The following is a 25,425-nucleotide window of genomic DNA, read 5'->3' as shown; positions in this document are numbered from 1 at the left end:
GCGCAGGTCAAAAAAAAGCCGCGCCCAGAGGCGCGGCATATAAAGTCTATAGGGAGGAAACGCCCAGGAAGGGCAAGACGCCCGGAGGCGTCGAAAGCCAAGTTAGGTTGCAGTGCACAAAATTTCAAGTCGGAATGACGGTCGCGCAATCACAGGCTGTTACAAAGCTTGGCGCCGACAGCTGGCGCCAAACCCGGCTTAGCTGCGCTCCAGAAGCCGCCGCGCCGCCCGCACGGCCCGCGCCGCCGGCGACCCCGCCTGACGCCAGACCAGCAGGCCGAAGGCCGAGATCACGCCCAGGGCCAACCACGTGGGCCCGAACAGCCAGGCGGCCGCCGCCAGAGCGAAGTAGTAGCCGCGCACGCCCTGGCTGAAACCGGCCAGCGCCGGGTTCAGCACCCGCGCCACGGCATGGCCATAGGCGACCTTGTCAGTTTCGGAATGGATCTCGGGCGCGGCGCCGATCAGGGCCAGGGCGTAGTTCATCTGGCGCAGGGCCCAGATGAAGTCGAGGAAGCCACGCGCCAGGCAGACCAGGACAAGCGCCAGCTTGGCCTCCAGGATCTTCATCGGCACCGCCTCGGCCCCGACGGCGGCGAAGCCCTTCAGCGCGTTCTCGCCGCCGAACAGGATGCCTGCCACCGCCGCGATAAGCAGCAGGTTGGTCGAGGCGAAAAACGACGCCGAGTTGATCGAATGGCCCATCAGCTGGCTGTCGATCAGCCGCATCTCGCGATGGGTCATGGCGGTCATCCAGCTGTCGCGGACCACCAGCATGTCGTCGTTCAGCGAGCCACTGCGCCGGGCGATCAGCCCCAGGATCGGGCCATAGCCGAGCCAGGCGATGAAGAAGAGGAAGAGGGCGATCCAGTCGAACAGGGTCATGCCCTGTTGATGCCTTCAGTTCGGCCTAGGGAGCAAGGGCGATCGCCGCAGAAAGCCCGCCCTGAAGCTTGCTGTTCGGCGACGCAAAGCTTATCACGCGCGTCAATTCTCCCCGTTCGCACCTGCAACAAGAGCGTAACATGAACATCGAAGCCATTCCGGTCGGCCCGAATGCGCCGTGGGACATCAACGTCATCATCGAGATCCCGCAAGGCGGTCTGCCGGTGAAGTACGAGATGGACAAGGAATCCGGCGCCCTGTTCGTCGACCGCTTCCTGCACACCGCCATGTACTACCCGGGCAACTACGGCTTCGTGCCGCACACCCTGTCGGACGACGGCGACCCCTGCGACGTCATCGTGCTGAACCCGACCCCGGTGGTGCCGGGCTGCGTCATCCGCTCGCGCCCGATCGGCGTGCTGAAGATGGTCGACGAGGCCGGCGGCGACGAAAAGATCCTGGCCGTGCCGGTCGACAAGCTGAACCCCTACTACACCGAGGTCTCCAGCTACCGTCAGCTGCCCGCCATCCTGATCGAGCAGATCGAGCACTTCTTCACCCGCTACAAGGATCTGGAGAAGGGCAAGTCGGTCACGGTCAACGGCTGGGGCGACGCCGGCGAAGCCGCCGAACTGATCGCCGCCGGCATGGCCGCCCACCAGGCCAAGCTGGCCAAGGCCGCCGCCGAAGCCGCCTGATCCGCTTTCGGTTCTGAATTCAGAGAAGGCCCCGCTGGTTCGACCGGCGGGGCCTTTTTGTTTTAGGGCGCTATCGCGCGCCGCGCGGCGGCTCGCTGCTTGAGCGCGGTTTGGCGTTACTTGCGTCGGAAGGCTGCGATGGCCTCGACCGTCTGGCGCACCTTGGCCTCGATCCCGGCCCAGTCTCTGGCCTGGATGGCTGCGTCGGTGATCAGCTTGGAGCCCATGCCCGCCGCCACGATGCCCGAGCCGAACCACTTGGCGATGGAGGCTTCGTCGGGGTCCACCCCGCCGGTCGGCATGATCTTGGTCCAGGGCATCGGCCCCAGCACCGCCTTGACGAAGTCCGGTCCGCCGACCGAGGCGCCGGGGAAGAGCTTGACGATCTCGCAGCCCAACCCTTGCGCCTCGGAAATGTCGCGCACCGAGCCGCAACCCGGCGAATAGGCGACCTGACGACGGTTGCAGACCTGGGCCACCTCGGGAACCAGGCAGGGGCTGATGACGAAGCGCGCGCCGGACGCCAGGTAGAGGGCCGCCGTCGGCGCATCCAGGATAGAGCCGACGCCCATGATGATGTCGGGATCGGTCTGGGCGAACTGCTTCGACAGGGCGGTGAAGGTCTCCCAGGCGAAGTCGCCGCGATTGGTGAACTCGATGGCCTTGGCCCCGCCGCGGGCGCAGGCGCGGATCACCTCGGCGCAGACCTCCGGGTCGGCGTGATAGAAGACCGGAACCACGCCCTGGCTTTCGAGGGCGGTCAGCACGCTGAGACGATCGTGGCGCATGGGGTCTCCTTCAGGCCTTGCAGCCCGCAGATCGGCGGTTCACGGCGCCCCCGTCAAGGGAGCGCCGATCAATCCTGGTAAGCGGCGCCTTATTCGGCGGTCGCCAGCGTGACCAGCCGCTTGACCATGGCGCTGTCCTTGTCGGCCAGCGGGTCCAGCATGGTGAAGTGATCCAGCCCGTCCAGCACCTCGACATGGGTGTCGGCGCCCTTGCCGCCCCACTCGGCGGCCATGTGCCGGCTCTGGCGGATGAACTCGTTGCTTTCCGCCCCGCCGACCCAGCAGTCCAGCGTCCGCCCGCCCGGCGCCCCGCCGTTCGGCGCAGGCCAGTGGATCGGCGACAGGGCGCGCGCGGTCATGGCGTCCAACCCCAGGGCCTCGTTCAGCGAGGTGTGGATCAACGGTTCGATGTCGAACACGCCAGAGATGGCCAGCGCCGCCCGCGCCCGGCCCTCGGATAACATGCAGGCCGCCATGTGCCCGCCGACCGAATGGCCGAAGACTAGGGGCCGCTTGCCGGTGCGGTCGCGCACCAGTTCCGTCGCCCGTCGCATCTGGCCGATGATGGCGCCGACCTTGACCGTCGGGGCCAGGTCATAGCCGGGAATGACTACGCTGATCCCGTGTTCCAGCAGGGCGGGGGCGACCCAGGCGAACCAGGCTCGGTCCAGCGCCTGCCAGTAGCCGCCGTGGATGAAGATGGCGGTCGGCGACCCCGCGCCGGCGTCGAACCACTCCATCTTCTGGCGTTCGCCGGGGCCGTATTCGACGGTTTCCGGCCGCCGGGCGTCGATGACGCGGGCCGAGTCTTCTCGCCATCGTTTCAGGATCGCCGGGTGTCCCGGCACGCGTTCCCGATTGTTGTAGGCCGCCTCGTAATCGACTGGAGGGGCCGTCAGTGTCGCCGGAGCCTTACCCATGCCGTTTCCATCCGCTATGCACCTCCGCTTGAACGGGAGGTTCCGACCATGATGACCGCCATTTTCGTCTTCATCAAATGCGAGTTGGGCTACGCCAACGACGTCGCCGCCGATCTGGTCGACAACGTTGAAAACGTGTCGGAAGTTTACTCGACCTCGGGTCAGCATGACCTGCTGGCCAAGTTCCAGCTGCCGAAAGACGCCGACATCGGCACCTTTGTGACCAAGCAGGTGCAGACGCGCCCGCACATCCGCGACACCTTCACCGTCATCACCTTCTCGCCCTTCCTGCCGTCGAAGAAATGACCGGCCTGGTCCTTCTGGCGCCCGGCCTGCCCGACAGCCTGCTGACGCCGCTGCGCGCCTCAGGCCTGAGGCTGCAGGTGCTGGACGGGGCGCCGAGCACTGAGCAGGCCGAGGCGGCGACCGCCTATGTCGTCTTCGGCGGCAGTCCGGCCTCCGCCGACCTGATCGATTCCCTGCCGAACCTGAAGATCATCGCCGTCCACGGCGTCGGCTATGACGGGGTGGATGTGGACCACGCCCGCTTGCGTGGGGTGATCGTGACCAACACCCCGGATGTCCTGACCGAGGATGTGGCGGATCTGGCTCTGGCCCTGACGTTGAACACCCTTCGCGCCCTGCCGATGGTCGAGCATCACCTGCGCGACGGCCGTTGGGCGGCGGGTGAACGCGCGCCCCTGACCCGGCGGGCCAGCGCGCGGCGCTACGGGGTCCTCGGCCTCGGCCGCATCGGCATGGCTATCGCGCGGCGACTGGAGCCCCTGGGCGGGTCCGTCGCCTATCACAGCCGCCGCCCGGTCGCGGGCGTCGCCTACGCCTATCACGACAGCGCCCGCGCCCTGGCCGAGGCCGTGGACGTGCTGATCATCGCCACGCCCGGCGGCCCCTCGACCGACAAACTGGTCGACGCTGAGGTGCTGGCCGCACTGGGCTCCGACGGCGTTCTGATCAACATCGCGCGCGGCGGGGTGGTGGACGAAGCGGCCCTGATCGCCGCCCTGTCCGAAGATCGCCTGTTCGGCGCCGGCCTCGACGTCTTCGCCCATGAGCCGACCGTGCCCGAGGCCCTGTTGGATCACCCGCGCTGCGTGCTGACGCCCCATATCGGCTCGGCCACGCAAGAGACCCGCGCCGCCATGGCCGGACTGGTGGTCGAGAACCTGCTGGCCGTCCTGTCGGGCGCGCCCGCGATCACGCCCGTCAACTAGGGTTCCGTTTCCAAAAAAGACCGGCTAGCGTCCCTGCAAGAACAAGAACGCAGGGGAGAACGGCATGGCCGATCTGGAGACGTTCCGCGCCGAGACGCGCGCCTGGCTGGAGGCCAACTGCCCGTCGGAGGTGCGTGGGCCGCGCGACGGCGATGAGGACTATGTCTGGGGCGGCCGCAACGCCGTCTTCAAGACGCCCGCGCACAAGCTCTGGCTGGACCGCATGGCCGAACGCGGCTGGACCGCGCCGGAATGGCCCAGCGCATACGGCGGCGGCGGTCTGAGCCGCGAAGAGGCCAAGATTCTGGCCTCCGAGATGCGCCGCCTCAAGGCGCAGATGCCTTTGGCCAGCTTCGGCATCTGGATGCTGGGCCCCGCGCTTCTGGCCTTGGGGACCGAGGAGCAGAAGCAGCGCTTCCTGCCCCCCATCGTGCGCGGCGAGATCCGCTGGTGTCAGGGTTATTCCGAACCCGGCTCAGGCTCCGATCTGGCCTCGATCCAGACCCGCGCCGAGGATCGCGGCGACCACTGGATCGTCAACGGACAGAAGGTCTGGACCTCCTACGCCGACAAGGCCGACTGGATCTTCTGTCTGGTCCGCACCGACCCCGAGGCGCCCAAGCATCTGGGCATCAGCTTCGTCCTGTTCGACATGGCGACGCCGGGGGTCAGCACCCGCCCCATCACCCTGATCAGCGGCAAATCGCCCTTCTGCGAGACCTTCTTCGACGACGTGCGGGTCGAGAAGGAGAACCTGATCGGGACGCTGAACCGCGGCTGGGACGTGGCCAAGGCGCTTCTGGCGCACGAGCGGACCATGATCGGCGCCATGGGCGACACCGGCGTCGGTCGCCCGCTGAGTCAGGTCGCGGTCGATGCGCTGGGCGTGGACGAGGCCGGTCGGCTGGACGAGCCGCAGCTTCGCGCCCGCATCGCCGACTATGATATCGACGCCGCCGCCTTCCGTCTGGCCATGGAGCGGGTGGGGGATCAGGTGAAGGCCAAGCAGGCCCATCCGGCCATCGCCTCCATGCTGAAATACTATGGCTCGGAACTGAACAAGCGCCGCCACGAACTGGCCATGGCGGCGGGCGGCTCGGACGCCCTGGAATGGGAGGGCGAGCGCTCGAAAGATGGCGCCGTCGCCCGCGACTGGCTGCGCACCAAGGCCAACTCCATCGAAGGCGGCACCAGCGAAATCCAGCTGAACATCATCGCCAAACACCTGCTGCAACTGCCGGGAGCCTGAGCCCATGCCCCTGATCCTGACCGAAGAGCAGACCATGCTTCAGGACGCCGCCGACGGCTTCCTGAGCGAACAGGCCCCCATCGCCCACCTGCGGAAACTGCGCGACAGCCGCGACCCTGACGGCGTCTCGCGCGACCTGTGGCGGGCCTTCGGCGAGATGGGTTTCGCGGGCGTCGTCATTGATGAAGCCGACGGCGGCTCTGGCCTCGGCGCGGTCGAGGCGGGCGTCATCGCCGAAAGCCTGGGCCGCACCCTGACGCCCTCGCCCTTCATGGGCTCGTCAGTGCTCGCCGCCACCGTGCTGAAGGCGGCGGGATCGGAGGCGCAGAAGGCGTGGCTGAGCCGGATCGCGGCGGGCGAGGCCATCCTCAGCCTCGCCGTCGATGAAGGGCCCAAGCACGCGCCGGCGAAGATCACGACGCGGGTCGAACGCGCCGGCAACGGCTTCCGGCTGAACGGCGCCAAGGGCTTCGTGCTGGACGGCCACGTCGCCGACGCCCTGATCGTGGCCGCGCAGACCGACGAGGGTCTGACCCTCTTCCTGATCGACCCGAAGACGCCGGGCGTCGCCGTCGAGCGCACCGTCATGGTCGACGCCCACAACGCTGCGCGCGTCACCCTGACGGATGTGATGGTGGACGCCGACGCCGTGATCGGCGCGGTGGGCGCGGGGCAGGGTCCGCTGGACGCCGCCCTGACGCTGGGCCGGGCCTGCGCCGCCGCCTCTCTGGTCGGGGCGGGCGATCAGGCGTTCAAGATCACGCTCAACTACCTGCGCACCCGCAAGCAGTTCGGCAAGCTGATCGGCGAGTTCCAGGCCCTGCAGCACCGCGCCGCCCACCTCTTCACCGAGCTGGAACTGGCGAAAGTCGCAACCCTGGCCGCCCTGCAGGCCATCGACGCGGGCCGACCTGACGCCGAGCAGGCCGCCGGGATCGCCAAGGCCAAGGCCGGCCGCGTCGCCGAACTGGCGGTGCAGGAGGCGGTGCAGATGCACGGCGGCGTCGGCATGACCGACGAGTTCGACGTCGGCCTGTTCATGAAGCGGGTGCGGGTGCTGAACGAACTGCTCGGCGATGCCGGTTTCCACGCCGAACGCCTGGCGCGGGCGCAGGGCTTTTAAATCCCTTCTCCCCTTGAGGGAGAAGGTGGCCTGCGGAGCAGGTCGGATGAGGGGTGTCAGCGCCGAGGCTCAGCATGGAGAAACCGTCCGACCGAAACCGCGCCTTCGCCCGTCGATCCCGTATCGCGATGACGGACACTGAGACCGAAGTCTGGCGGTTGCTGCGCGACCGACGACTACATGGCGTCAAGTTTCGGCGACAGGTTCCGATTGGTCCTTACGTCGTTGACTTCGTCTGTCATGTCCTGAAGCTGGTCATCGAGGCGGACGGCGGCGTCCATCGTCTGAGGGAGGAAGCGGACGCGAACCGAGACGCCTGGCTGGCGGAGGCGGGCTATACGGTTCTGCGGTTCGACAACTCCATGATCCTGAGGAACCCCAACCTCGTGTTTGAAGGGATACGCGAACACATCCAGCGGCGGGGCTGACACCCCTCATCCGTCTCGCTACGCGAGCCACCTTCTCCCTCAAGGGGAGAAGGAAGGTCATAGTTTGATACAGGGCAAAGCTGGGCGGGGCCGGGGTGACGCATCGGTCGCGCCCGGCTAAACCTCCCGCAAGGGAGAAACCACATGACGCGATCCAACGCGCCCGCCTATCAGACCGGCTTCGCCAACCATTTCGCCACCGAGGCCGTCGAAGGCGCTCTGCCGGTGGGACGCAACTCGCCGCAGCGTCCGGCCCTGGGCCTCTATGCCGAACAGCTGTCGGGCGCCGCCTTCACTGCGCCGCGCGACCACAACCTGCGCAGCTGGCTCTATCGTCTGCGGCCCTCGGCCCAGCACGGTCCCTATGCGCCGTTCGAGCAGGGGCGCGTCCGCTCCGGCCCCTTCACCGAGACCCCGCCCAATCCCAACCGGATGCGCTGGGACCCCCTGACCATGCCGGATAAGCCGACCGACTGGGTTGAGGGCCTGACCACCTATGGCGGCAACGGCGACGCGGATTCCGGCGCGGGGGTGGGTATCCACCTCTATGTCGCCAACCGTTCGATGGTCGATCGCGTCTTCTATTCCGCCGACGGCGAGCTGCTGATCGTGCCGCAGCAGGGGAGCCACCGCTTCGTCACCGAGATGGGCGTGATCGAGGCGGTGCCCGGCCACGTGGTGGTCATCCCGCGCGGCGTGCGTTTCCGCGTCGAAGTCGATGGCGAGGTGCGCGGCTATGTCTGCGAGAACTATGGTGCGCCCTTCCGTCTGCCGGACCTCGGCCCCATCGGCTCGAACGGTCTGGCCAATCCGCGCGACTTCGAAACCCCCGTCGCCTGGTTCGAGGACGTGGATCGCCCGACCCAGTGCGTCCAGAAATACGGCGGGCTTCTGTGGGCCACGACCTTCGACCACAGCCCGCTGGACGTGGTCGGCTGGCACGGCAACTACGCCCCCTATCGCTATGACACGGCGCGGTTCAACACCATTGGCACGGTCTCCTACGATCACCCGGACCCGTCGATCTTCACCGTCCTGACCTCGCCCAGCGACACGCCCGGCACGGCCAACTGCGACTTCGTCATCTTCCCGCCGCGCTGGATGGTGGCCGAGGACACCTTCCGTCCGCCGTGGTTCCATCGCAACGTCATGAGCGAATTCATGGGGCTGATCTTCGGGGAATACGACGCCAAGGCGGGCGGCTTCGCCCCCGGCGGCGCGTCGCTGCACAACCGCATGAGCGGCCACGGCCCGGATCAGGCCAGCTGGAACGGTGCGACCCAGGCCGAGTTGAAGCCGATGAAGATCGAGAACACCCTGGCCTTCATGTTCGAGACGCGGATGCCGATCCGCACCACGGCCTGGGCCGAACAGACGCCGCTGATGCAGCTCGACTACGACGACTGCTGGTCGGGCTTTGACAAGGGAAAGGTCGGATGAGGTTGAAAGCTGTTCTGCTGGCCGCGGGTCTGGTGCTGGCCGCCTGCTCGCCGACCCCGGCGCTCGAACCCGTGATTCCAACGCCCGCCGAGGCGCCCGAGCCGCCGCCGACCATGAGCATCAGCAGCTCGTCTTGCACCGCGCGCGGCGGCGAGATGAGGCAGGTCGGGCGCGCCCAGACCTGGCAGTGCGTGGTCAAATACGCTGACGCCGGCAAGCGCTGCACCGACGCCTCGCAATGCGAAGGCGACTGCGAAATCGCGGGCAATAGCGGCATCACCCCCGGCGCCGTCGCAGTGGGTCAGTGTCAGGTCGACAGCAACCGCTTCGGCTGCCGCACCACGGTCAAGGACGGCAAGGCCGAGGCCACCCTCTGCATCGACTGATACGGTGAAACGAGGCGGGCTCAGCCCGCCTCGTTGAAGGCCACCCGCGCGGCGCCCAGCAGCGCGGCGTGTTTGTGAAGGATCACCTTGGTCGGGATGGCCTGCATATAGGGCTGGAACCGGCCCTTGCGCTCGAACCGCTCGCGGAAGGGGCTGGCCTTGAGGAAGGGCAGGATGCGCGGGGCGATGCCCCCGGCGATGAAGATCCCGCCGCGCGCCCCCATGGTCAGGGCCACGTCCCCCGCCACGGCGCCCAGAATGGCGCAGAACCGGGCCAGGGTGGCGCCGCACGGCGTATTGGGGTCCTTCAGCGCCGTTTCCGTGATCTCGGCCGGGTCGTCGATGTGGGTCTCGCGCCCGTCGATCTCGGCCAGGGCCCGGTGCATGTTCAGCAGGCCCGGCCCGCAGATCAGGCGCTCGATCGACACTCGGCCATAGCGGCGGCGCAGGATGCGCAGGATCTCGTCCTCGACCGCGTCGCCGGGGGCGAAACAGGCATGGCCCCCCTCCGACGGCAGGGCGATCTCGCGGCCGTGGCTGTCGCGCGCCAGGGCCGAGACACCGAAGCCGGTGCCGGGGCCGAGCACGGCGAGGGCGGCGTCATGCTGACCTTCGACTGGCCCGCCCAGCGAGGCCAACTGGTCCTCGGGCACGACGGGGGCCCCCCAGGCCAGGGCCTCGAAGTCGTTGATCAGCCTGACCGGCTTCAGGCCCAGGGTCTGCAGTTCGGCCTCCGACACCCGCCAGGGCGAGTTGGTCAGGTCGATGGTACCGTCCGTCACCGGCCCGGCGACCGCCAGCACCCCGCCGGTCGGCTTGATCGCACAGCCGTCGAGGTAGGCCTTCACCCCGCCGAGGAAGGTCGGGTGTTCGTGGGCGGGGAAGCTCTCATGGTGCTCCAGAACGACCCTGCCGTCCACCCTTCGCGCCAGGGCGAAGCGGGCGTTGGTGCCGCCGACGTCGCCGACCAGAAGGGTGAGGTCGGCCATCACACGTCGCTCCGGGCGTAGCAGACGGTGGCGCCCTGCTCGGCGGTGGTCACCACCTGGCGGAAGGCGCTGAACAGTTCGCGGCCATAGCCCCAGCGGCTGGCGTCGGTCAGGGCGTCGCTGCGCCGGAACGCCGGACGGGCGCTCAGGTCGATCCCGCCCACCGTGGTCAGCACCCCGGCCTCGGGGTCCAGACGGATGACGTCGCCGTCCTTCACATGGGCCAGCGGACCGCCCGCTAGGGCCTCGGGGCTGACGTGGATGGCGGCGGGCGTCTTGCCGCTGGCGCCCGACATCCGGCCATCGGTGACGAAGGCGACCTTGAAGCCCTTGTCCTGCAAGACGCCGAGTGCGGGGGACAAGGAATGCAGTTCCGGCATCCCGTTGGCGCGCGGCCCCTGGAAGCGCAGCACCACCACCACGTCGCGGTCCAGCTTTCCGGCCTTGAAGGCGGCCAGGGCGTCTTCCTGGGTCTCGAACACGGCGGCGGGCGCCTCGACGACGCGGTGCTCGGGTTTGACTGCCGAGATCTTGATCACCGCCCGACCCAGATCGCCCTGCACCAGCCGCAGGCCGCCCTCGTGGTCAAAGGGATCAGAGGCGGGACGCAGGATGTCGAGGTCGAGGCTTTCGGCGACCGTATCGCGCCAGACCAGTTCGCCGTCGATCAGACAGGGTTCCTGGAAATAGGCCTCCATGCCCTGTCCCATGATGGTGGTTACGTCGTTGTGCAGGACGCCCGCCCGGACCAGTTCGCGCGTCACGAAGGCCACGCCGCCCGCCGCCTGAAAGGCGTTCACGTCGGCCGAGCCGTTGGGATAGACCCGCGCCAGCAGCGGCGTCGCCGACGACAGCTGGTCCATGTCGGTCCAGTCGATCAGCACCCCCGCCGCCCGCGCCATGGCCACCAGATGGATGGCGTGGTTGGTCGAGCCGCCGGTGGCCAGCAGGGCGACGATCATGTTGACGATGGTCTTTTCCGACACGACGTCGGCCATGCGACCCTGGCCGGTCCGCGCCAGTTCGACGGCGCGCTTCGCCGCCGCCGCCGTCAGGGCGTCGCGCAGGCCGGTGTCGGGGTGGACGAAGGCGGTCGAGGGCATGTGCAGGCCCGCGATCTCCATCATCATCTGGTTGGAGTTGGCCGTGCCGTAGAAGGTGCAGGTGCCGGGCGAATGATAGCTGCCGATCTCGCTTTGCAGCAGGGTCGCGCGGTCCACCTGGTTCTGGGCGTAGAGCGCCCGGACGCGGGCCTTCTCGGCGTTGGGAATGCCCGACGGCATCGGTCCCGCGGGCGCGAACACGACGGGCAGATGGCCAAAGGCCAGGGCCCCCATGAACAGGCCGGGCACGATCTTGTCGCAGACGCCCAGCATCATGGCGGCGTCAAAGGCGTCGTGCGTCAGGGCCACGCCCGTCGCCATGGCGATGGCGTCGCGGCTGAACAGCGACAGCTCCATGCCCGGGCGCCCCTGGGTGACGCCGTCGCACATGGCCGGGGTTCCGCCCGCCACCTGGGCCGTGGCGCCGACCTCGCGCACCGCCTGACGGATCACGGCGGGGAAGCGCTCGAACGGCTGATGCGCCGACAGCATGTCATTGTAGGCGGTGACGATCCCGACGTTGGGCTTGGACCCGTCCATGGCCGTCAGCTTGTCGGCGATGGTCTGGCCGGCGAAGGCGTGGGCCCAGTTGGCGCAGGACAGCTTGGCCCGCCCGGCGCCGCTGTCGCGGGCGGCGTCCATGCGGCGGATGTAGTCGGCGCGGGTGGCGCGGCTGCGTTCGACGATGCGGGCGGTGACGTCCGCCACGACTGGGTTGAGAGCCATCAGACGGCCTCCGTCCAAAGCACTTCGAGAGGAACCTTGGCCGCGATCAGGGCGGCGATGGGATGGACGCGGGGATCACCCGCCGCCTCGCGCTCGAACACGGCGCGCTTGGTCGCCCCGGTCAGGGCCAGCACCACGCGCCCAGCCTCGGCCAGATAAGACAGGTTGAGCGACAGACGTTCCTGCGGCGGCGCGATCCCGTCACGACCCGGCGGCACGCCATAGACGGCGGGCTTGAGCTCCGGCGTCAGCAGAGTCTTCAGTGTCGGGCTATCCGGGAACATCGAGCAGACATGCCCGTCCTCGCCCATGCCCAGCAGGACGGCGTCCAGACGCCCGCCTTCGGTCGCCAAAGCCTTCGACGCCTCGGCGGCGGCGCGGTCCACGGTCACCGAGGGGGCGTAGAGTGGCAGGAAGCGCGCGGCCGAGGCCGGGCCAGTCAGCAGGGTCCGCTTCATCAGGGCCGCGTTCGACTCCGGCGAGCTGTCGGGCACATAGCGTTCGTCCACCAGGGTGACGACCACTCTGGACCAGTCCAGCTCGATCTGCGCCAGATCGGTGTAGATGGGCGAGGGGGTTGAACCGCCCGCGCCCGCGAAGACCGCGCGGCCCTGATTGAGCACGGCCGCGCCCAGGGTCTCGCCCAGCCGCGCGGCGCAGGCCTCGGCCCAGGCGGCGGCGTCGGGGAAGCTTTCGATGACGGGCTTACTCATCGCGCGTGTTCCACTTCCGCCCGGTCCGCGACAGCAGCAGGTCCGCCGCTTCCGGCCCCCAGCTTCCGGCCTCATAGGCCCGCGGCTTGAAGTCGGCGCCCGACCAGGCGTCGGAGACCTCATCGACCCACTTCCACGCCTGCTCGGCCTCGTCGCGGCGCACGAACAGGGTGCTGTCGCCCTTCAGCGCATCCAGCAGCAGCCGCTCATAAGCGACGCGACGGCGCGGCGGGGCGGCGTCCCGATCATTCATCCCCCAGGACAGGCTCATCTTGATCGGCTGCAACTGCATCCGCTGATCCAGCCCCGGCTTCTTGTTCATCACCGACAGCGAGATGTCTTCCTCGGGCTGTAGCTCGATGACCAGGCGGTTGTCATAGATGTCTCCGCGCTCGCCGTGACCGAAGATGGAGTGAGGCACCGGCTTGAACTGGATGACGATCTCGGTGCGCTTTTCCGGCAGGCGCTTGCCGGTCCGCATGAAGAAGGGCACGCCGGCCCAGCGCCAGTTGTCGATGTCGGCGCGGATGGCGACGAAGGTTTCGGTGTCCGACGCCTGGCCGCGTTCCTCCTGATAGGCCCTGGCGGGCTTCCCTTCGCTGGTCCCGGCCACATACTGACCGCGCACGGTAACGCGCTCGGCGTCCTCCGGCGTGATGGGGCGCAAGGACCGCAGCACCTTGACCTTCTCGTTGCGCACCGAGTCCGGGTCCAGGTCGCTGGGCGGCTCCATCGCCACCAGGCACAGCAGTTGCAGCATGTGGTTCTGCAACATGTCGCGCAGGGCGCCGTATTCGTCGTAATAGGGCCAACGGTCGCCGACCCCGACGGTCTCGCCGACCGTGATCTGGACGTGATCAACCGTCAGATTGTTCCACAAGGGCTCGAATATGGTGTTGCCGAACCGCAGGGCGATCAGGTTCTGCACCGTCTCCTTGCCCAGATAGTGATCAATGCGGAACACCTGACGTTCGTCAAAGGCGTGGGCCACGGCGTCGTCGATTTCGAGGAAGCTCTCCAGGTCGCGCCCGACCGGCTTCTCCAGCACGATGCGGCAGTTCTTCTCGGCCAGACCCGCCGCCTTCATCGCCGTGACGATGCGGCCATAGAGCGAGGGCGACACCGCCAGGAAGGAAGTTGCGTCGCCATCGCCGCACTTTGCCTTCAACGGCTTGAGGCTCTCGGGATCGGTGGCGTCGACGGCCAGGTAGTCGAGGCGCGCCTTCATGCGCCTCCAGCTGGCCTCGTCCCAGCCGCCGTCGGTCTCGGCGCGGGCCTTCACCGCGGCATGGACCTTGGCGATGTAGTCCTCGGCGGTTTCCTCCGAGCGGGCGGCGCCGATGATCTTCAGGTCGTCGGGCAGCAGACCGTCGTGGTCGAGGAAATAGAGCGAAGGCAGCAGCATCCGCATGGCGAGGTCGCCGCCTCCGCCGAACAGAATGAGAGCCGCCATTCGCGCTTTCCCTCCGTGACCCCGACCGGCGGGGCGTCTGGTTTATAGTCTAGCTATCGTCCTTGGCCGGTTGTGCGCGGCGGGCCAAGACGTCGAGGACGTCCTGAAACACCATGTTACGCGCATGGAGCAGGACTAGCAGGTGATAGATCAAATCCGCGGACTCGCTGGCCAGTTCCGCCTCGTCACCCGCCGCGCCCGCCAGGGCCGTCTCCACGCCCTCTTCGCCGACCTTCTGCGCGGCGCGTTTGGGGCCTTGCGCGATCAGGCGCGCGGTCCAGCTGTCATTGGGATCGGCCTGGGCCCGCACATGGATGGTGCGCTCCAGACGGCCGATGCGGCCCAGCCCCGGCGCGTCCTCCTCGCCAAAGCAACTGATGCGGTTCAGGTGGCAGGCGTTGCCCACGGGCCGGGCCTTCACCACCACGGCGTCGCCGTCGCAGTCGGGCGTCACCGAGACCACATTGAGGAAGTCGCCCGAGGTTTCGCCCTTCCTCCATCGCCCCCCGCGCGAGCGCGAGAAGAAGGTGGCCTGTCCGCTGTCCAGCGTCTCGCGCAGCGCCGCCTCGTCCATATAGGCCAGGGTCAGCACCTGCAGGGTGTCGGCATCCTGCACCACGGCCGGGATCAGGCCGTCGCCCTTGGCGAAGTCGATCTTTGAGATGTCGAGGGTCATATCCTCACCTCCACGCCTTGCGCGTCCAGGTAACGTTTGAGATCGGGAATCGCGATTGCGCCCGAGTGGAAGACGCTGGCGGCCAGGGCCCCCGATACGTCGGCTTCGACAAACACATCACGGAAATGCTCGACCGTCCCGGCCCCGCCCGAGGCCACCAGTGGAATGGTCAGCCGACTGCGCGCCTCGGCCAATTGCGCGATGTCGTAGCCGCGCCGCACCCCATCCTGATCGATGCAGTTCAGCACGATCTCTCCGGCGCCGAGCGCTTGCGCCTCGACGATCCAGTCCATGGTCAGCCGACCCGCGCCGCGTCGGGCGTCAGGATCGCCGGTGTATTTATGCACCCGCCATTCGCCGTCCTGAAAGGCGCTGTCGACGCCGACGACGACGCATTGGCGTCCCAGCCGCGCCGCCATCTCGCCGATCAGCTCGGGGCGTTCCAGCGCGGGGGAGTTGATCGACACCTTGTCGGCCCCGTGGTCCAGGCAGCGCGCCGCCTGCTCCACCGTGCGGATGCCGCCCGCCACGCAGAAGGGGATGTCCAGCAGCCGGGCGATGTCCTGCACCCAGCCATAGTCCAGCGTCCGCCCTTCGGGACTGGCGGTGATGTCGTAGAAGACCAGTTCGTCGGCGCCCGCGTCGCGGTAGCGGGCGGCCAGTTCGGCGGCGTCGCCCATGTCGACGTGACCCTCAAAGCGCACGCCCTTGACCACCCGCCCGTCCTTGACGTCGAGGCAGGGGATGATGCGTCTGGCCGTCACGACGCCACCACTTTCAGCGCTTCGGCGGCGGTGAAGCGGCCCTCATAGATGGCGCGTCCGACGATGGCCCCGTCGCAGCCCAGATCACGCGCGGCGATCAGGTCGTCCAGCGACGCCACCCCGCCCGAGGCTTGCAGCTTCAGCTCGGGACGACGCTGCAAGGCCTCGCCCAGCAGGTCGAGATTGGGGCCGGTCAGGGCGCCGTCGCGGCCCACGTCGGTCATCAGCACATGGGTCAGCAGGCTGGCGGGATAGCGCTCCAGCACAGACCACAGATCGACCCCGGCCGACTGGGTCCAGCCCTTCAGCGCCGGCACTGGGACGCCGTCCTCGTATTTCACATCCAGCGCCAGGGTGATGCGTTCGGAGCCAAAACGATCCAGCCAGCCGATCACCTCGTCGGATTTGGTGACGGCCAGCGACCCGACCACGACGCGGCTGACGCCCGCCTCCAGCAGCCGCTCGACGTCGGCTTCGGAGCGCACCCCCCCGCCCGACTGGATCTTGACCGCGACGGAAGCCGCCAGTTCGCCGATCAGGCCGTGCTGCATGGCGCGGCCGGCCTCGGCGCCGTCCAGATCGACCACGTGGACCCAGTCGGCGCCCTCGCTGGCGAAGGCGGCCAGACGCGCGGCCGGAACCTCGTCATAGCGCGTCACCTGATCGAACCGCCCGTGCGTCAGGCGCACGCAGACGCCGTCCTTCAGGTCGATGGCGGGATAGACGATCATGCGGGCAACTCGAGGAAGTTCTTTAGGATACGCGCCCCGGCGGCGGCGGACCGCTCCGGATGGAACTGGCAGCCCCATCGGTTGGCGCTGTTGACCACGGCGGGAACCGGGATGCCGTAGTCGGCGGCGGCGAGGGTCGCCGGGCCGTCGGGACAGACGAAGCCGTGGACGAAATAGGCCCAGTCGCCGTCCTTGATCCCCTCCAGCAGCGGATCGGGACGCCGGATCGCCAGCCGACTCCAGCCCATGTGCGGCGAGGGTCGCGACGGGGCGGGCAGAATGGCCTCGACCCGGCCCGGGATCAGACCCAGCAGGTCGGCGCCGCCATCTTCGGCGCTGGTCTCGAACAGCAACTGCTGGCCCAGGCAGACGCCCAGCAGCGGACGCTTGAAGCGTCGCAGCGGCTCAACCAGACCCAGCTCGTTCAGACGCTGCATCGCATAGCCCGCCGCCCCGACGCCGGGCAGGATGACCCGCTCGGCCTCATCCAGATCGGCGGGATCGGCGGTGATCCGCACCCGGGCGCCCAGCCGCTCCAGCGCGAACCGCACCGAAGCGACATTGCCCGAGCCGTAACCGATCAGGGTGACGTTCACAGCACCCCCTTGGTGCTCGGCACCGCGTCGCCCTCGACGCGGATCGCCTGACGCAACGCCCGGCCCAGAGCCTTGAACACGGCCTCGGTCTTGTGGTGGTCGTCGTCACCGGTGACGCTGACGTGGATCGCCGCACCGAGGTTCTCAGCCAGCGACCGCACCACGTGGGCCGTCAGATCGGTGCGGTAGTCGCCGATGAAGGGAGTGGCGAAGGTCCCCTCGAACACCGGATAGGGCCGTCCCGACAGGTCGATGGAGACCGCCGCATTGGCCTCGTCCATCGGCAGGACAAAGCCGTAGCGGGCGATGCCCTTGCGCTCGCCCAGAGCCTGTTTCAGCGCCTGACCCAGAGCAATCGCGCTGTCCTCAATGGTGTGGTGCGGATCGGTGTGCAGGTCGCCCTCGCACGACAGGCGGATCGAGAACCCGCCGTGCGCCGCCACCTGTTCGATCATGTGGTCGAAGAAGCCGACCCCGGTTTGGATCTTCACCGGCCCGGCGCTGTCCAGATCGACGGCGCAGACGATGCGCGTCTCTTTCGTATCGCGCACGGCCTGTCCGACGCGGGAGCGGCGCACTTTCGGCGCGGCGGCGCCCAGGGCGACCAGCAGCCGGTCGTTGACCTCGGGCTTCAGCGAGACGGGCAGGCGCACCCGCTCGCCGGCCTCGTCGGCGCTCAGGCCGAAGCGGCGCAGGTCGGCGACGACGGCGGCCGGATCGGAGGGGCGGGCGATGATCACCGGCCCGACCCCGGCCTCCAGCGGCATCAACCGTGACAGGGCCTCAACCACGCGGACGCGCTCGCGGCGCACCCCGTTGATGCGTTCGGCGGTTTCGATCATCCGCGACGGGTCCAGCGCCTGCAGCGCCAGCCGCACCGAGACCTCGGGCAGGGCGTAGGGCTCCAGCACGCTCGCCAGCCGCGTCAGCGTTGACGCCTGCGCCACCGCCGCCCCGACCCGCGCCCCGGCCAGGCCATAGGCCAGCGACAGGCTTCGCAGCACGATCAGGTTGGCGTGGTCTTTCACCACGCTGGCGGCGGACGGGCCCTCGGCGAACTCGACCAGACCTTCGTCCACCACCAGCAGGGCGGGGGCGACGCGCTCGGCCATCTCGGCCACCGCCTCGGGCGAGCCCAGGGCGCGGATGACCACGGCGGCGACCTCGGCGTCGTCTGCGGGCCGGGCGTAGAGGGCCGCCAGCCCCTGATAGGGTTCGGCGTCCGGCGCCTGCACCTTCAGCCCCTCGCGCGCGGCCAGGCGCCAGACCAGCTCCAGCCCGTGCGTCAGGCCGCGCACCGGCAGCACCTGATCGGCGGGGACGCCGTAGAGGTCGGCCAGCCGGACGGCCAGCGCCGTCGGATCGGCTGGATAGCGGTCCAGACCCTCGCCGCCTGACACCAGCGGCGGATAGGGGGCGGGCAGGGTCACGCTTCCGCCCTCAGATCGGCGGCGCGGGCGTGGCCCTCCAGTCCCTCCATCCGCGCCAGACGGGCGGCGACGGGGGCCAGGGCGGCGGCTCCGGCCTGCGTCACCATCTGCACCGACATGGTGGTCATGAAGCTGGCGGTGGTGATGCCGCCGAGCGTCCGCGCCCCGCCGTCGGTGGGCAGGACGTGGCTGGGCCCGGCGGCGTAGTCGCCGAGCGTTTCCGCCGCCCATTGGCCGACGAAGACGGCGCCGGCGGCGGTGATCCGATCCACCAGCCGTTCGGCCTCCTCGGCCTGGATCGACAGGTGCTCGGGGCCATAGAGGTTGGCCACGGCGCAGGCCTCGGCCATGTCGGCGACGCGGATGGCGCAGGCCTGCTCCAGCGAGGCGCGGGCCACGGCGGCGCGGGGCAGGGTCTCCACCTGACGCTCCACCTCGGCGACGATCTCGCTCAGGGCCGTGCCGCTGTCGGACACCAGCAGAACCTGCGCGTCGGCGTCGTGTTCGGCCTGGCTCAACAGGTCGGCGGCGACGATCTCGAAATCGGCGTCGCGGTCGGCGATGACCAGCAGTTCCGACGGCCCCGCCGGCATGTCTTGCGCCGGGCCGTTCGGCAGGCTCGACGCATAACGCTTGGCCTCGGCCACATAGGCGTTGCCGGGACCGAACAGCTTGTCGACGGGGGCGATGACGCCGTCGTCCAGTCCGACGCCGAAGGTCAGCGCCGCAATCGCCTGCGCCCCGCCCAGCAGCCACAGCTCATCCAGACCCGCCTCGGCCGCGGCGACGATCATGGCCGGGTGGACCGACCCATCTTTCGACGGCGGGGTGACGGCGACGCGCCGCTCGACCCCGGCCACGCTCGCCGGAATGGCCAGCATCAGCAGGGACGAGAACAGGGGCGCGGTGCCGCCGGGCACATAGAGGCCAGCCGAACCAATGGGCCGCCAGACCAGCCTGGACTTCACGCCCGGCGTGGTCTCGATGAAGGCGGTGTCCTCGGGCCGGGTCGCGGCGTGGAAGACGCGCACATTGTCTGCGGCGACCCGCAAAGCGCGCGCGGCGGCGGGGGGCAGATCGGCGCGGGCCTGAGCGGCAACGGCCTCATTGATCGCTACCCGGCGCGGCGCGGCGCCGTCCAGCTTGACGGCCCAGTCGGTCACGGCCTGACCGCCGCGCGCCTGCACGTCGTCGAAGATCTCGCGCACCACGCTGGTGACGAAGCCTTCGGTGCGCTGCTGCGGGCGGGCCAGGGCCGCCTGGCGCTCGGCGGCGTCCAGCTTGTTCCAGTCGATACGCTTCATCACATCATTTTCTCGATGGGCAGGACCAGGATGGCCGAAGCCCCCGCCGCCTTAAGCTTCTCCAGCGTCTCCCAGAAGACGGCTTCCTGACACACCGCATGGACGGCCACAGCGTCGTCACGGCCCGACAGGGGCATGACTGTCGGCGACCCGGCGCCGGGCAGGATGGCGGTGATCTGATCCAGCGCCGAGCGCGGCGCGTTCAGCATGACGTACTTGGCCCCCTGCGAGGACACGACGCCCGCCATCCGCTCGATGATGCTGTCCAGCAGGTGATGCAGCCCGGCCTCGGGCGCGGTCGGCGACTTGATCAGGACCGCCTGGCTGTCCAGCACGGTCTCCTTGGGCGTCAGGCCGTTGGCCTCCAGCGTGGCGCCGGTCGAGACCAGATCGCAGATGGCCGAGGCCAGCTTCAGCCGCGGGGCCACCTCGACGGCGCCGCGCATGGTGACGATGTCGGCGCGCACGTCGCGGTCATTGAGGAAGCGACGCAGGATCTTGGGATAGGAGGTGGCGATGCGCAGGCCGTCCAGCGACTGCGGCCCGGTATAATTCAGGCTCGGCGGCACGGCGATCTTCAGCGTGCAGCGGCCGAAGCCCAGCGGCATGACCACCTCGGCGTTCGGCCCGCCGTTCTTCACCTCTTCCAGCACGTTCTCGCCGACGATGCCGAGGTCGCAGACACCGTCCGCCACGAAGGTCGGAATGTCGTCGTCGCGCACCCGCAGCAGGTCGATCGGATAGTTCTCGATCCGATACAGCAGCTCGTTGTTGCCTTTCACGACCCGCAGGCCCGCGTCGCGGACCAGGTCGAGGCTGCGTTCGGCCAGACGGCCGGATTTCTGGACGGCGATGCGTAGCCGCCCCTGCACGGTGCTCATGATCTCTACTCAGGCTTGGTCAGAAGGCGTTTTTTGGCGATCCAGCACCAGGCGATAGCCCTGGTGCGGCATGTCCTTCAGGGAACGCGCGACGCGCACTACGGTTGTCGGGCTGGCCGAGGCCTCCACCGCGATCTCGCGATAGGTCTTGTCCCCGCCGTCCAGCAGCCGCGCCACCTGCCACCGCTCGGCGAAGGCGCGCAGCTCGGCGGGGGTGCACAGGTCCGACAGAAAGGCGTCGGCCTCGGCCCGCGTCTGCAGCGAAAGCAGGGCGTCCAGCAGGGCGGTCTTGGCGGCGTCGGTGCTCATGGTGCGTTCCATTATGCTGTAACAATGGAACGGTCAACCCCTCGTCGGGACGGCGTCCCGACGCGATTTCTGCGCCGTTTACTATTCCTCTGTCCTGACAACGGTTTTGAAGTATGCGAGGAAAACCGCCGTTTTAGTTGAGGCTCGCGCGATCCCTGCGGCGCCTCGGCGTCGGGGATTTCAGAATGTTCAATGTCGTGACGGCCGCTGTCGGCTGGACGAAACGCGCCGCCGTTTTCGCAGGGGCGGGTCTGGCGGTTCTGGGCGCGGCGAGCGCCGCCGCCGCCTCGCCGGGCTGCGACGCCATCAACCAGATATGGGGCGGCGGGGTGACGTTGAGCAACGGCGCCGAGCTGTACGATCCCTGGCCATTGCCGCCGATGAAGGCGGGTGACCGTGTCGTTTATTCGGCGACAACCTCGGGCAGCACCAATGCGAGCAATGACCGGAATTCCGGTGCGGGATTCGCACTCTATCGCAACGAGGGCCTGGCGCCCCCGGCGGATGTGCTGCTTGAGGAGTTCGCGACCGTCGGCGCGGAATTGACGCTCAGCGGCTCCCATACGCTGCCTGCCGATGAAACCGGGTTCATCGTCTACGGCTGGAGCAACTTCGCTGGCGCCACGCTGCACGCCACGGTGACCTGCACCCCGGCGCCGGCCGCGCCGAGCATCACCGGCCTGACTCCGGGCAGCGGGCCGACGGAGGGCGGGACGAGCGTCGTTATCGACGGAACCGACTTCACCGGCGTGACCGACGTCACATTCGGCGGCGTGGCCGCGCCGGGGTTCACGGTGAACAGCGCGACCCGGATCACGGCGACCGCTCCGGCGAACCCCGCCGGCGCCGCACCGGTCGCGATCACCAACGCCCAGGGAACCAGCAACCCGTCCGGCGCCGCGACCTATACCTACGTCCAGCGCCCCGCGGCGCCGGTGTTCACCAGCGCGCCGCCGTCGGCCACGAACGCCAGTACGGCGATCTTCGCGTTCAGCCTGCCGGCCGGGGCGAGCGCCGTCTTTTCGCTGGATGGGTCGAGCTTCCAACCTGCGACCAGCCCCCTGAGCTTCGTCGCTCTGAGCGACGGTACGCACACGCTGAGCGTGAAATCCGTCCTGTCCGGCCTCGAGAGCAGCGTGACCACCTATACCTGGACGGTCGACACCATCGTCCCGGCGCCGCCTGTGGTGAACCCTTTGGCTCCGGGGGCTAACCGGAGGCCGACGTTCCAGGGCACGGCTGAGATCAGTTCCACGGTGAGCGTGTTCGTCGATGGCGTCCTGGCCGGCGTGGCGACCAGCGGCGGCTCGGGCGACTGGACGTTGGCCATGACCGGGGACCTCGTGGACGGTCAGCACATGGTTCAGGTCACGGCGACCGACCGGGCCGGCAACGTCTCGCCGCTGTCGCCGCCGGTTCCGTTCGTGACGACCTCGGCGCCGGTCGCATCGGACCTGAGCGTGTCGATACCCTATGGCGTCCCGAATGCTCTGATCGCCTTGGGGAACCAGATCACTGGCGTACACACCAGCATAACGGTGGTTAACGCGCCGGCGCATGGCGCGCTTATTTTGGCGGACTCGTTGGCTACCTATACGCCGACCGTCGGCTATTTCGGCACGGACAGCTTCACCTATACGGCGACCGGTCCCGGCGGAACCTCGGCTGTGGCGACCGTCAGCCTGACGGTGGCGGCGCCGGGCGCGCCCGTGGCGGCTGACGTCAACGGCGTCGCGGTGGCCTATGACAGCGCGGGACAGGCCATTGACCTGTCGGCTTCGATCACGGGGGTGCACGCCAGCATCGCCATAGGGACCGCCCCCGCCCATGGCACGGCCAGCGTTGTGGGCAATGTGGTCACCTATACGCCGACCGCCGGCTATTTCGGCGCGGACAGCTTCACCTATACGGCGACCGGCCCCGGTGGGGCATCGGCGCCGGCGACCGTCAGCCTGACAGTCGCGACGCCGACCGCCCCGGTGGCGGTAAACGTCAGCAACGTCGCGGTGGCTCATGACAGCGCGGGTCAGGCCATCGATCTGTCGGCTTCGATCACAGGCGTCCACGCCAGCATCGCTATCGGGACTGCTCCGGCCCACGGCACGGCCAGCGTTTCGGGCGACGTGGTGACCTATAAGCCGAGCGCCGGCTACTTCGGCGCGGACAGCTTCACCTATACGGCGACCGGCCCCGGCGGAACCTCGGCGCCGGCGACGGTCAGCCTGACCGTGGCGGCGCCGAGCGCGCCCGTTGCGGCAAACGTCAGCAACGTCGCGGTGGCTCATGACAGCGCGGGTCAGACCATCGACCTGTCGGCTTCGATCACAGGCGTCCACGCCAGCATCGCTATCGGGACTGCTCCGGCCCACGGCACGGCCAGCGTTTCGGGCGACGTGGTGACCTACAAGCCGAGCGCCGGCTACTTCGGCGCGGACAGCTTCACCTATACGGCGAACGGCCCCGGCGGAACCTCGGCTCCGGCGACGGTCAGCCTGACCGTGGCGGCGCCGAGCGCGCCGGACATCGATCCGCCTGCACCGGTCGTCGTCCAGCCGACCCCGGGCGGGTCAGCCACGATCGCCCTGCCGCCCGCGACTTCAGGCACGGTGACGGGCTATCGCGTGGACAGCGCGCCCGCGCACGGCCAGGCGGTTATTCAGGCGCCGGGAGCCGGCGGGACGGAATGGAGCGTGGCCTATACGCCAGCTCCCGGTTTCATGGGCGAGGACACCATCGCGGTGGTGGCCCAGGGGCCGGGCGGCGAGTCCGCGCCGGCGACCATGACCTTCCGCGTGCTGGGCCAGGCGCCGGATCTGCAAGGGACTTCGCAGGGCGGTCAGGACGTGGTGTTCGAGCCGACGACCAGTCTGACCGGTGGCCCCTTCCAGGGCCTGGTGATCACGCGTCAGCCGACCTCCGGGACGGCTCAAGTCGATGGCCTGAAGATCATCTACACCCCGGAGGCCAATGCAGCGCCGGCGGCCCGGCGTATGGCGATGCGCGCGGCGGCGGTGCCCGCCGCGGGCGCTCCGGCGTCGATGGACTATGCTGTCATCCTGCCCTTTGGCCAGTCCCTGCCGGGCACGATCGAGGTCCAGACCGTCAGGGCTCCGACCCCGGTCCTGGCGCCGCTGACCGCAACCACCCTGGCCGGGCGTCCGGTGACGGTGTCGCTGACGGACACGGCGACGGGCGGGCCCTTCGTCGGCGCCACGGTGGTCGACGTCACGGATGAGGCCGGGACCGCGATCCTGACCGAGGGTGGCGTCGCGGGGAACCGCACCTATGATGTGACCTTCACTCCCGAGGGCGACTTCACCGGAACGGCCAGCGTCACCTATACCCTGTCCAATGCGGGCGGTCCGACCACGGGCGTGCTGACGATCACGGTCGAGGCGCGCTCAGATCCCTCGCTGGATCCGGAAGTGCGTGGGCTGGTCTCAGCTCAGGCCGATACGGCGCGTCGCTTCGCTCGTTCGCAGGCCGACAACTTCCATCGCCGTCTTGAACAGGTACGTCGCGGCGGCGGCGCGGGGGTCAGCAACCAGATGCGCTTGAATCTCGGCGACGGCGGGCTGAACCAGGACCCGCGAGAAGCCCTGCGTCAGCAACTGGGCCAGTCGCCCAGCGACCGCGACGACGGCTTCGACCGTCTGCCGTCGACCCGGATGTCGGCGGATGACGCCGCGACGCGACAGGCTGACGCGGGTCAGTCCGGCCAACCGGCCAAGGGCGGACTCGGCGTCTGGACCGCGGGCGCCATCGACTGGGGGCGTCGCGACGCCCAGGGGCAGCGCGACTATCGCTTCAGCACCTCGGGCGTCAGCGCGGGCGTGGACATGGCGGTGTCGGACCGCTGGGTCGCGGGCGTCGGTCTCGGTTACGGCCATGATCGCACCAAGGTCGGCGACAACGGCACACTGTCCGAGGCCGACAGCTATGTCGGCGCGCTCTACGGCAGCTGGCGCGCCACCGACGACCTGATCGTCGACGGCGTGCTGGGCTACGGCTCGCTGTCGTTCGACAGCCGCCGCTGGTCGTCGGACGCAGGCGAGTTCGCTTTCGGCGAGCGTTCGGGCTCGGTGCTGTTCGGCTCGGCCTCGGTCGCGCTGGAACGCTCCGCCCCCGGTCTGGCCTGGGCGCCCTATGCCCGGCTGCAGTTCGGCAAGGTTGATCTGGACGGCTTCACCGAAAACGGCGCAGGCTTCTTCGCCCTGAAGTACGACGCCATGACGGTCGACACCCTGGCCGCCGGTCTGGGCGCCAGCTTCGACTGGACCGTGCAGCGGCGCTCCGGCGTTCTGACCCCCAGCCTGCGCGTCGAATGGCGTCATGAGTTCGAGGGCGCGGACGACCAGACCGTCTCCTACGCCGACTGGCTGGCCAGCCCCGAGTATCGGGTCGGGCTGGAGCACTGGGCGCGCGACAGTCTCAGCCTGGGCCTCGGCGTCCAGTGGCGGGCGCTCTCGGGCTGGAGCTACGGCGCGGACTACAGCGGTCAGGCCGGTTCGGACCTGATCAGCCACAGTCTGAAGCTGAGCCTGTCCAAGGCCTTCTGACGAACAGGACCGCGGGGCTCGCCTCGCGGTCCTTTTTTCTGA

Annotated in this window: 24 protein-coding genes; 9 read left to right on the top strand and 15 right to left on the bottom strand. The window is 68.8% G+C overall.

Translation table 11 applies throughout. The features are described 5' to 3' along the window. Positions 1-198 precede the first annotated feature (198 nt). A complete protein-coding gene (locus tag ACIQTU_RS13560; protein WP_400548062.1) occupies positions 199-885 on the bottom strand; it encodes a DUF599 domain-containing protein in 687 nt (228 codons plus the stop codon). Between the two features lie 140 nt (positions 886-1,025). On the opposite strand from ACIQTU_RS13560, the gene ppa reads away from it, so the two are divergent. Next, entirely contained in the window at positions 1,026-1,583 is a 558-nt protein-coding gene (gene ppa / locus ACIQTU_RS13555) for an inorganic diphosphatase (protein ID WP_105562476.1), read from the top strand. A gap of 116 nt (positions 1,584-1,699) precedes the next feature. On the opposite strand, the gene ACIQTU_RS13550 is transcribed toward ppa, so the two are convergent. Both ACIQTU_RS13550 and ACIQTU_RS13545 read right to left on the bottom strand, forming a co-directional pair. Continuing rightward, positions 1,700-2,371, bottom strand: coding sequence for a bifunctional 4-hydroxy-2-oxoglutarate aldolase/2-dehydro-3-deoxy-phosphogluconate aldolase (locus tag ACIQTU_RS13550; protein ID WP_400548058.1), 672 nt, complete (start codon positions 2,369-2,371; stop codon positions 1,700-1,702). A gap of 89 nt (positions 2,372-2,460) precedes the next feature. Further along, positions 2,461-3,291: an alpha/beta hydrolase gene (locus ACIQTU_RS13545; RefSeq protein ID WP_400548055.1), complete on the bottom strand. Its 831-nt coding sequence runs from the start codon at positions 3,289-3,291 to the stop codon at positions 2,461-2,463. Between the two features lie 48 nt (positions 3,292-3,339). Between ACIQTU_RS13545 and ACIQTU_RS13540 the strand changes: the two genes are divergently transcribed. From ACIQTU_RS13540 to ACIQTU_RS13510, 7 genes are all read left to right on the top strand, one after another. Next, complete coding sequence (locus tag ACIQTU_RS13540; RefSeq protein ID WP_040347054.1) at positions 3,340-3,597, top strand: Lrp/AsnC ligand binding domain-containing protein; 258 nt, start codon at positions 3,340-3,342, stop codon at positions 3,595-3,597. Continuing rightward, entirely contained in the window at positions 3,594-4,523 is a 930-nt protein-coding gene (locus ACIQTU_RS13535; protein WP_400548050.1) for a 2-hydroxyacid dehydrogenase, read from the top strand. The genes ACIQTU_RS13540 and ACIQTU_RS13535 overlap by 4 nt, the downstream gene beginning before the upstream one ends. A 64-nt stretch (positions 4,524-4,587) precedes the next feature. Then, positions 4,588-5,772, top strand: coding sequence for an acyl-CoA dehydrogenase family protein (locus ACIQTU_RS13530; protein WP_400548047.1), 1,185 nt, complete (start codon positions 4,588-4,590; stop codon positions 5,770-5,772). A gap of 4 nt (positions 5,773-5,776) precedes the next feature. After that, positions 5,777-6,895, top strand: coding sequence for an acyl-CoA dehydrogenase family protein (locus ACIQTU_RS13525; protein WP_400548044.1), 1,119 nt, complete (start codon positions 5,777-5,779; stop codon positions 6,893-6,895). A gap of 74 nt (positions 6,896-6,969) precedes the next feature. Continuing rightward, positions 6,970-7,323, top strand: a complete 354-nt coding sequence (locus tag ACIQTU_RS13520) for an endonuclease domain-containing protein (protein ID WP_400548041.1) — start codon at positions 6,970-6,972, stop codon at positions 7,321-7,323. Between the two features lie 144 nt (positions 7,324-7,467). Continuing rightward, a complete protein-coding gene (hmgA, locus tag ACIQTU_RS13515; protein WP_400548039.1) occupies positions 7,468-8,763 on the top strand; it encodes a homogentisate 1,2-dioxygenase in 1,296 nt (431 codons plus the stop codon). After that, positions 8,760-9,149: a hypothetical protein gene (locus ACIQTU_RS13510; RefSeq protein ID WP_400548036.1), complete on the top strand. Its 390-nt coding sequence runs from the start codon at positions 8,760-8,762 to the stop codon at positions 9,147-9,149. Before hmgA ends, ACIQTU_RS13510 begins: the two co-directional genes overlap by 4 nt. 20 nt (positions 9,150-9,169) lie before the next feature. On the opposite strand, the gene glk is transcribed toward ACIQTU_RS13510, so the two are convergent. The 12 genes from glk to ACIQTU_RS13450 are packed head-to-tail and all read right to left on the bottom strand — an operon-like array spanning position 9,170 to position 20,836. Next, positions 9,170-10,138 (bottom strand): glucokinase, encoded by a 969-nt coding sequence (gene glk / locus ACIQTU_RS13505; RefSeq protein ID WP_400548033.1) that lies wholly within the window; start codon positions 10,136-10,138, stop codon positions 9,170-9,172. Continuing rightward, the gene (gene edd, locus ACIQTU_RS13500) at positions 10,138-11,967 is read right to left on the bottom strand and encodes a phosphogluconate dehydratase (RefSeq protein ID WP_400548030.1); all 1,830 of its coding nucleotides are present in this window, start codon (positions 11,965-11,967) and stop codon (positions 10,138-10,140) included. Before edd ends, glk begins: the two co-directional genes overlap by 1 nt. Further along, positions 11,967-12,680: a 6-phosphogluconolactonase gene (pgl, locus tag ACIQTU_RS13495; protein ID WP_400548027.1), complete on the bottom strand. Its 714-nt coding sequence runs from the start codon at positions 12,678-12,680 to the stop codon at positions 11,967-11,969. Before pgl ends, edd begins: the two co-directional genes overlap by 1 nt. Continuing rightward, positions 12,673-14,133 carry a glucose-6-phosphate dehydrogenase gene (gene zwf, locus ACIQTU_RS13490; protein ID WP_400548024.1) on the bottom strand — a complete coding sequence of 487 codons (1,461 nt, stop codon included), beginning with the start codon at positions 14,131-14,133 and terminating at the stop codon, positions 12,673-12,675. The genes pgl and zwf overlap by 8 nt, the downstream gene beginning before the upstream one ends. Before the next feature lie 49 nt (positions 14,134-14,182). Continuing rightward, positions 14,183-14,809, bottom strand: coding sequence for a bifunctional phosphoribosyl-AMP cyclohydrolase/phosphoribosyl-ATP diphosphatase HisIE (gene hisIE / locus ACIQTU_RS13485; RefSeq protein ID WP_400548021.1), 627 nt, complete (start codon positions 14,807-14,809; stop codon positions 14,183-14,185). Continuing rightward, entirely contained in the window at positions 14,806-15,573 is a 768-nt protein-coding gene (gene hisF / locus ACIQTU_RS13480; RefSeq protein WP_400548018.1) for an imidazole glycerol phosphate synthase subunit HisF, read from the bottom strand. Before hisF ends, hisIE begins: the two co-directional genes overlap by 4 nt. Further along, on the bottom strand, positions 15,570-16,304 hold the full coding sequence (gene hisA, locus ACIQTU_RS13475; RefSeq protein ID WP_400548015.1) for a 1-(5-phosphoribosyl)-5-[(5-phosphoribosylamino)methylideneamino]imidazole-4-carboxamide isomerase: 735 nt from the start codon (positions 16,302-16,304) through the stop codon (positions 15,570-15,572). The genes hisF and hisA overlap by 4 nt, the downstream gene beginning before the upstream one ends. Continuing rightward, positions 16,301-16,900 (bottom strand): imidazole glycerol phosphate synthase subunit HisH, encoded by a 600-nt coding sequence (gene hisH, locus ACIQTU_RS13470; RefSeq protein ID WP_400548012.1) that lies wholly within the window; start codon positions 16,898-16,900, stop codon positions 16,301-16,303. Before hisH ends, hisA begins: the two co-directional genes overlap by 4 nt. Then, positions 16,897-18,330, bottom strand: coding sequence for an imidazoleglycerol-phosphate dehydratase HisB (hisB, locus tag ACIQTU_RS13465; RefSeq protein WP_400548009.1), 1,434 nt, complete (start codon positions 18,328-18,330; stop codon positions 16,897-16,899). The genes hisH and hisB overlap by 4 nt, the downstream gene beginning before the upstream one ends. Further along, a complete protein-coding gene (hisD, locus tag ACIQTU_RS13460; RefSeq protein ID WP_400548006.1) occupies positions 18,327-19,634 on the bottom strand; it encodes a histidinol dehydrogenase in 1,308 nt (435 codons plus the stop codon). The genes hisB and hisD overlap by 4 nt, the downstream gene beginning before the upstream one ends. Next, on the bottom strand, positions 19,634-20,515 hold the full coding sequence (gene hisG, locus ACIQTU_RS13455; protein WP_400548003.1) for an ATP phosphoribosyltransferase: 882 nt from the start codon (positions 20,513-20,515) through the stop codon (positions 19,634-19,636). Before hisG ends, hisD begins: the two co-directional genes overlap by 1 nt. 9 nt (positions 20,516-20,524) lie before the next feature. Next, positions 20,525-20,836, bottom strand: coding sequence for a YerC/YecD family TrpR-related protein (locus tag ACIQTU_RS13450; protein WP_400548000.1), 312 nt, complete (start codon positions 20,834-20,836; stop codon positions 20,525-20,527). Positions 20,837-21,009: 173 nt separating this feature from the next. Between ACIQTU_RS13450 and ACIQTU_RS13445 the strand changes: the two genes are divergently transcribed. Beyond that, complete coding sequence (locus ACIQTU_RS13445) at positions 21,010-25,383, top strand: Ig-like domain-containing protein (protein ID WP_400547997.1); 4,374 nt, start codon at positions 21,010-21,012, stop codon at positions 25,381-25,383. Positions 25,384-25,425: the final 42 nt, after the last annotated feature.

The sequence above is a fragment of the Brevundimonas sp. NPDC090276 genome (genome assembly GCF_044772165.1).
Taxonomy (GTDB): domain Bacteria; phylum Pseudomonadota; class Alphaproteobacteria; order Caulobacterales; family Caulobacteraceae; genus Brevundimonas.
Note: the sequence above shows the minus strand (reverse complement) of the source record. Positions and strands in the feature narration are given on the sequence as shown.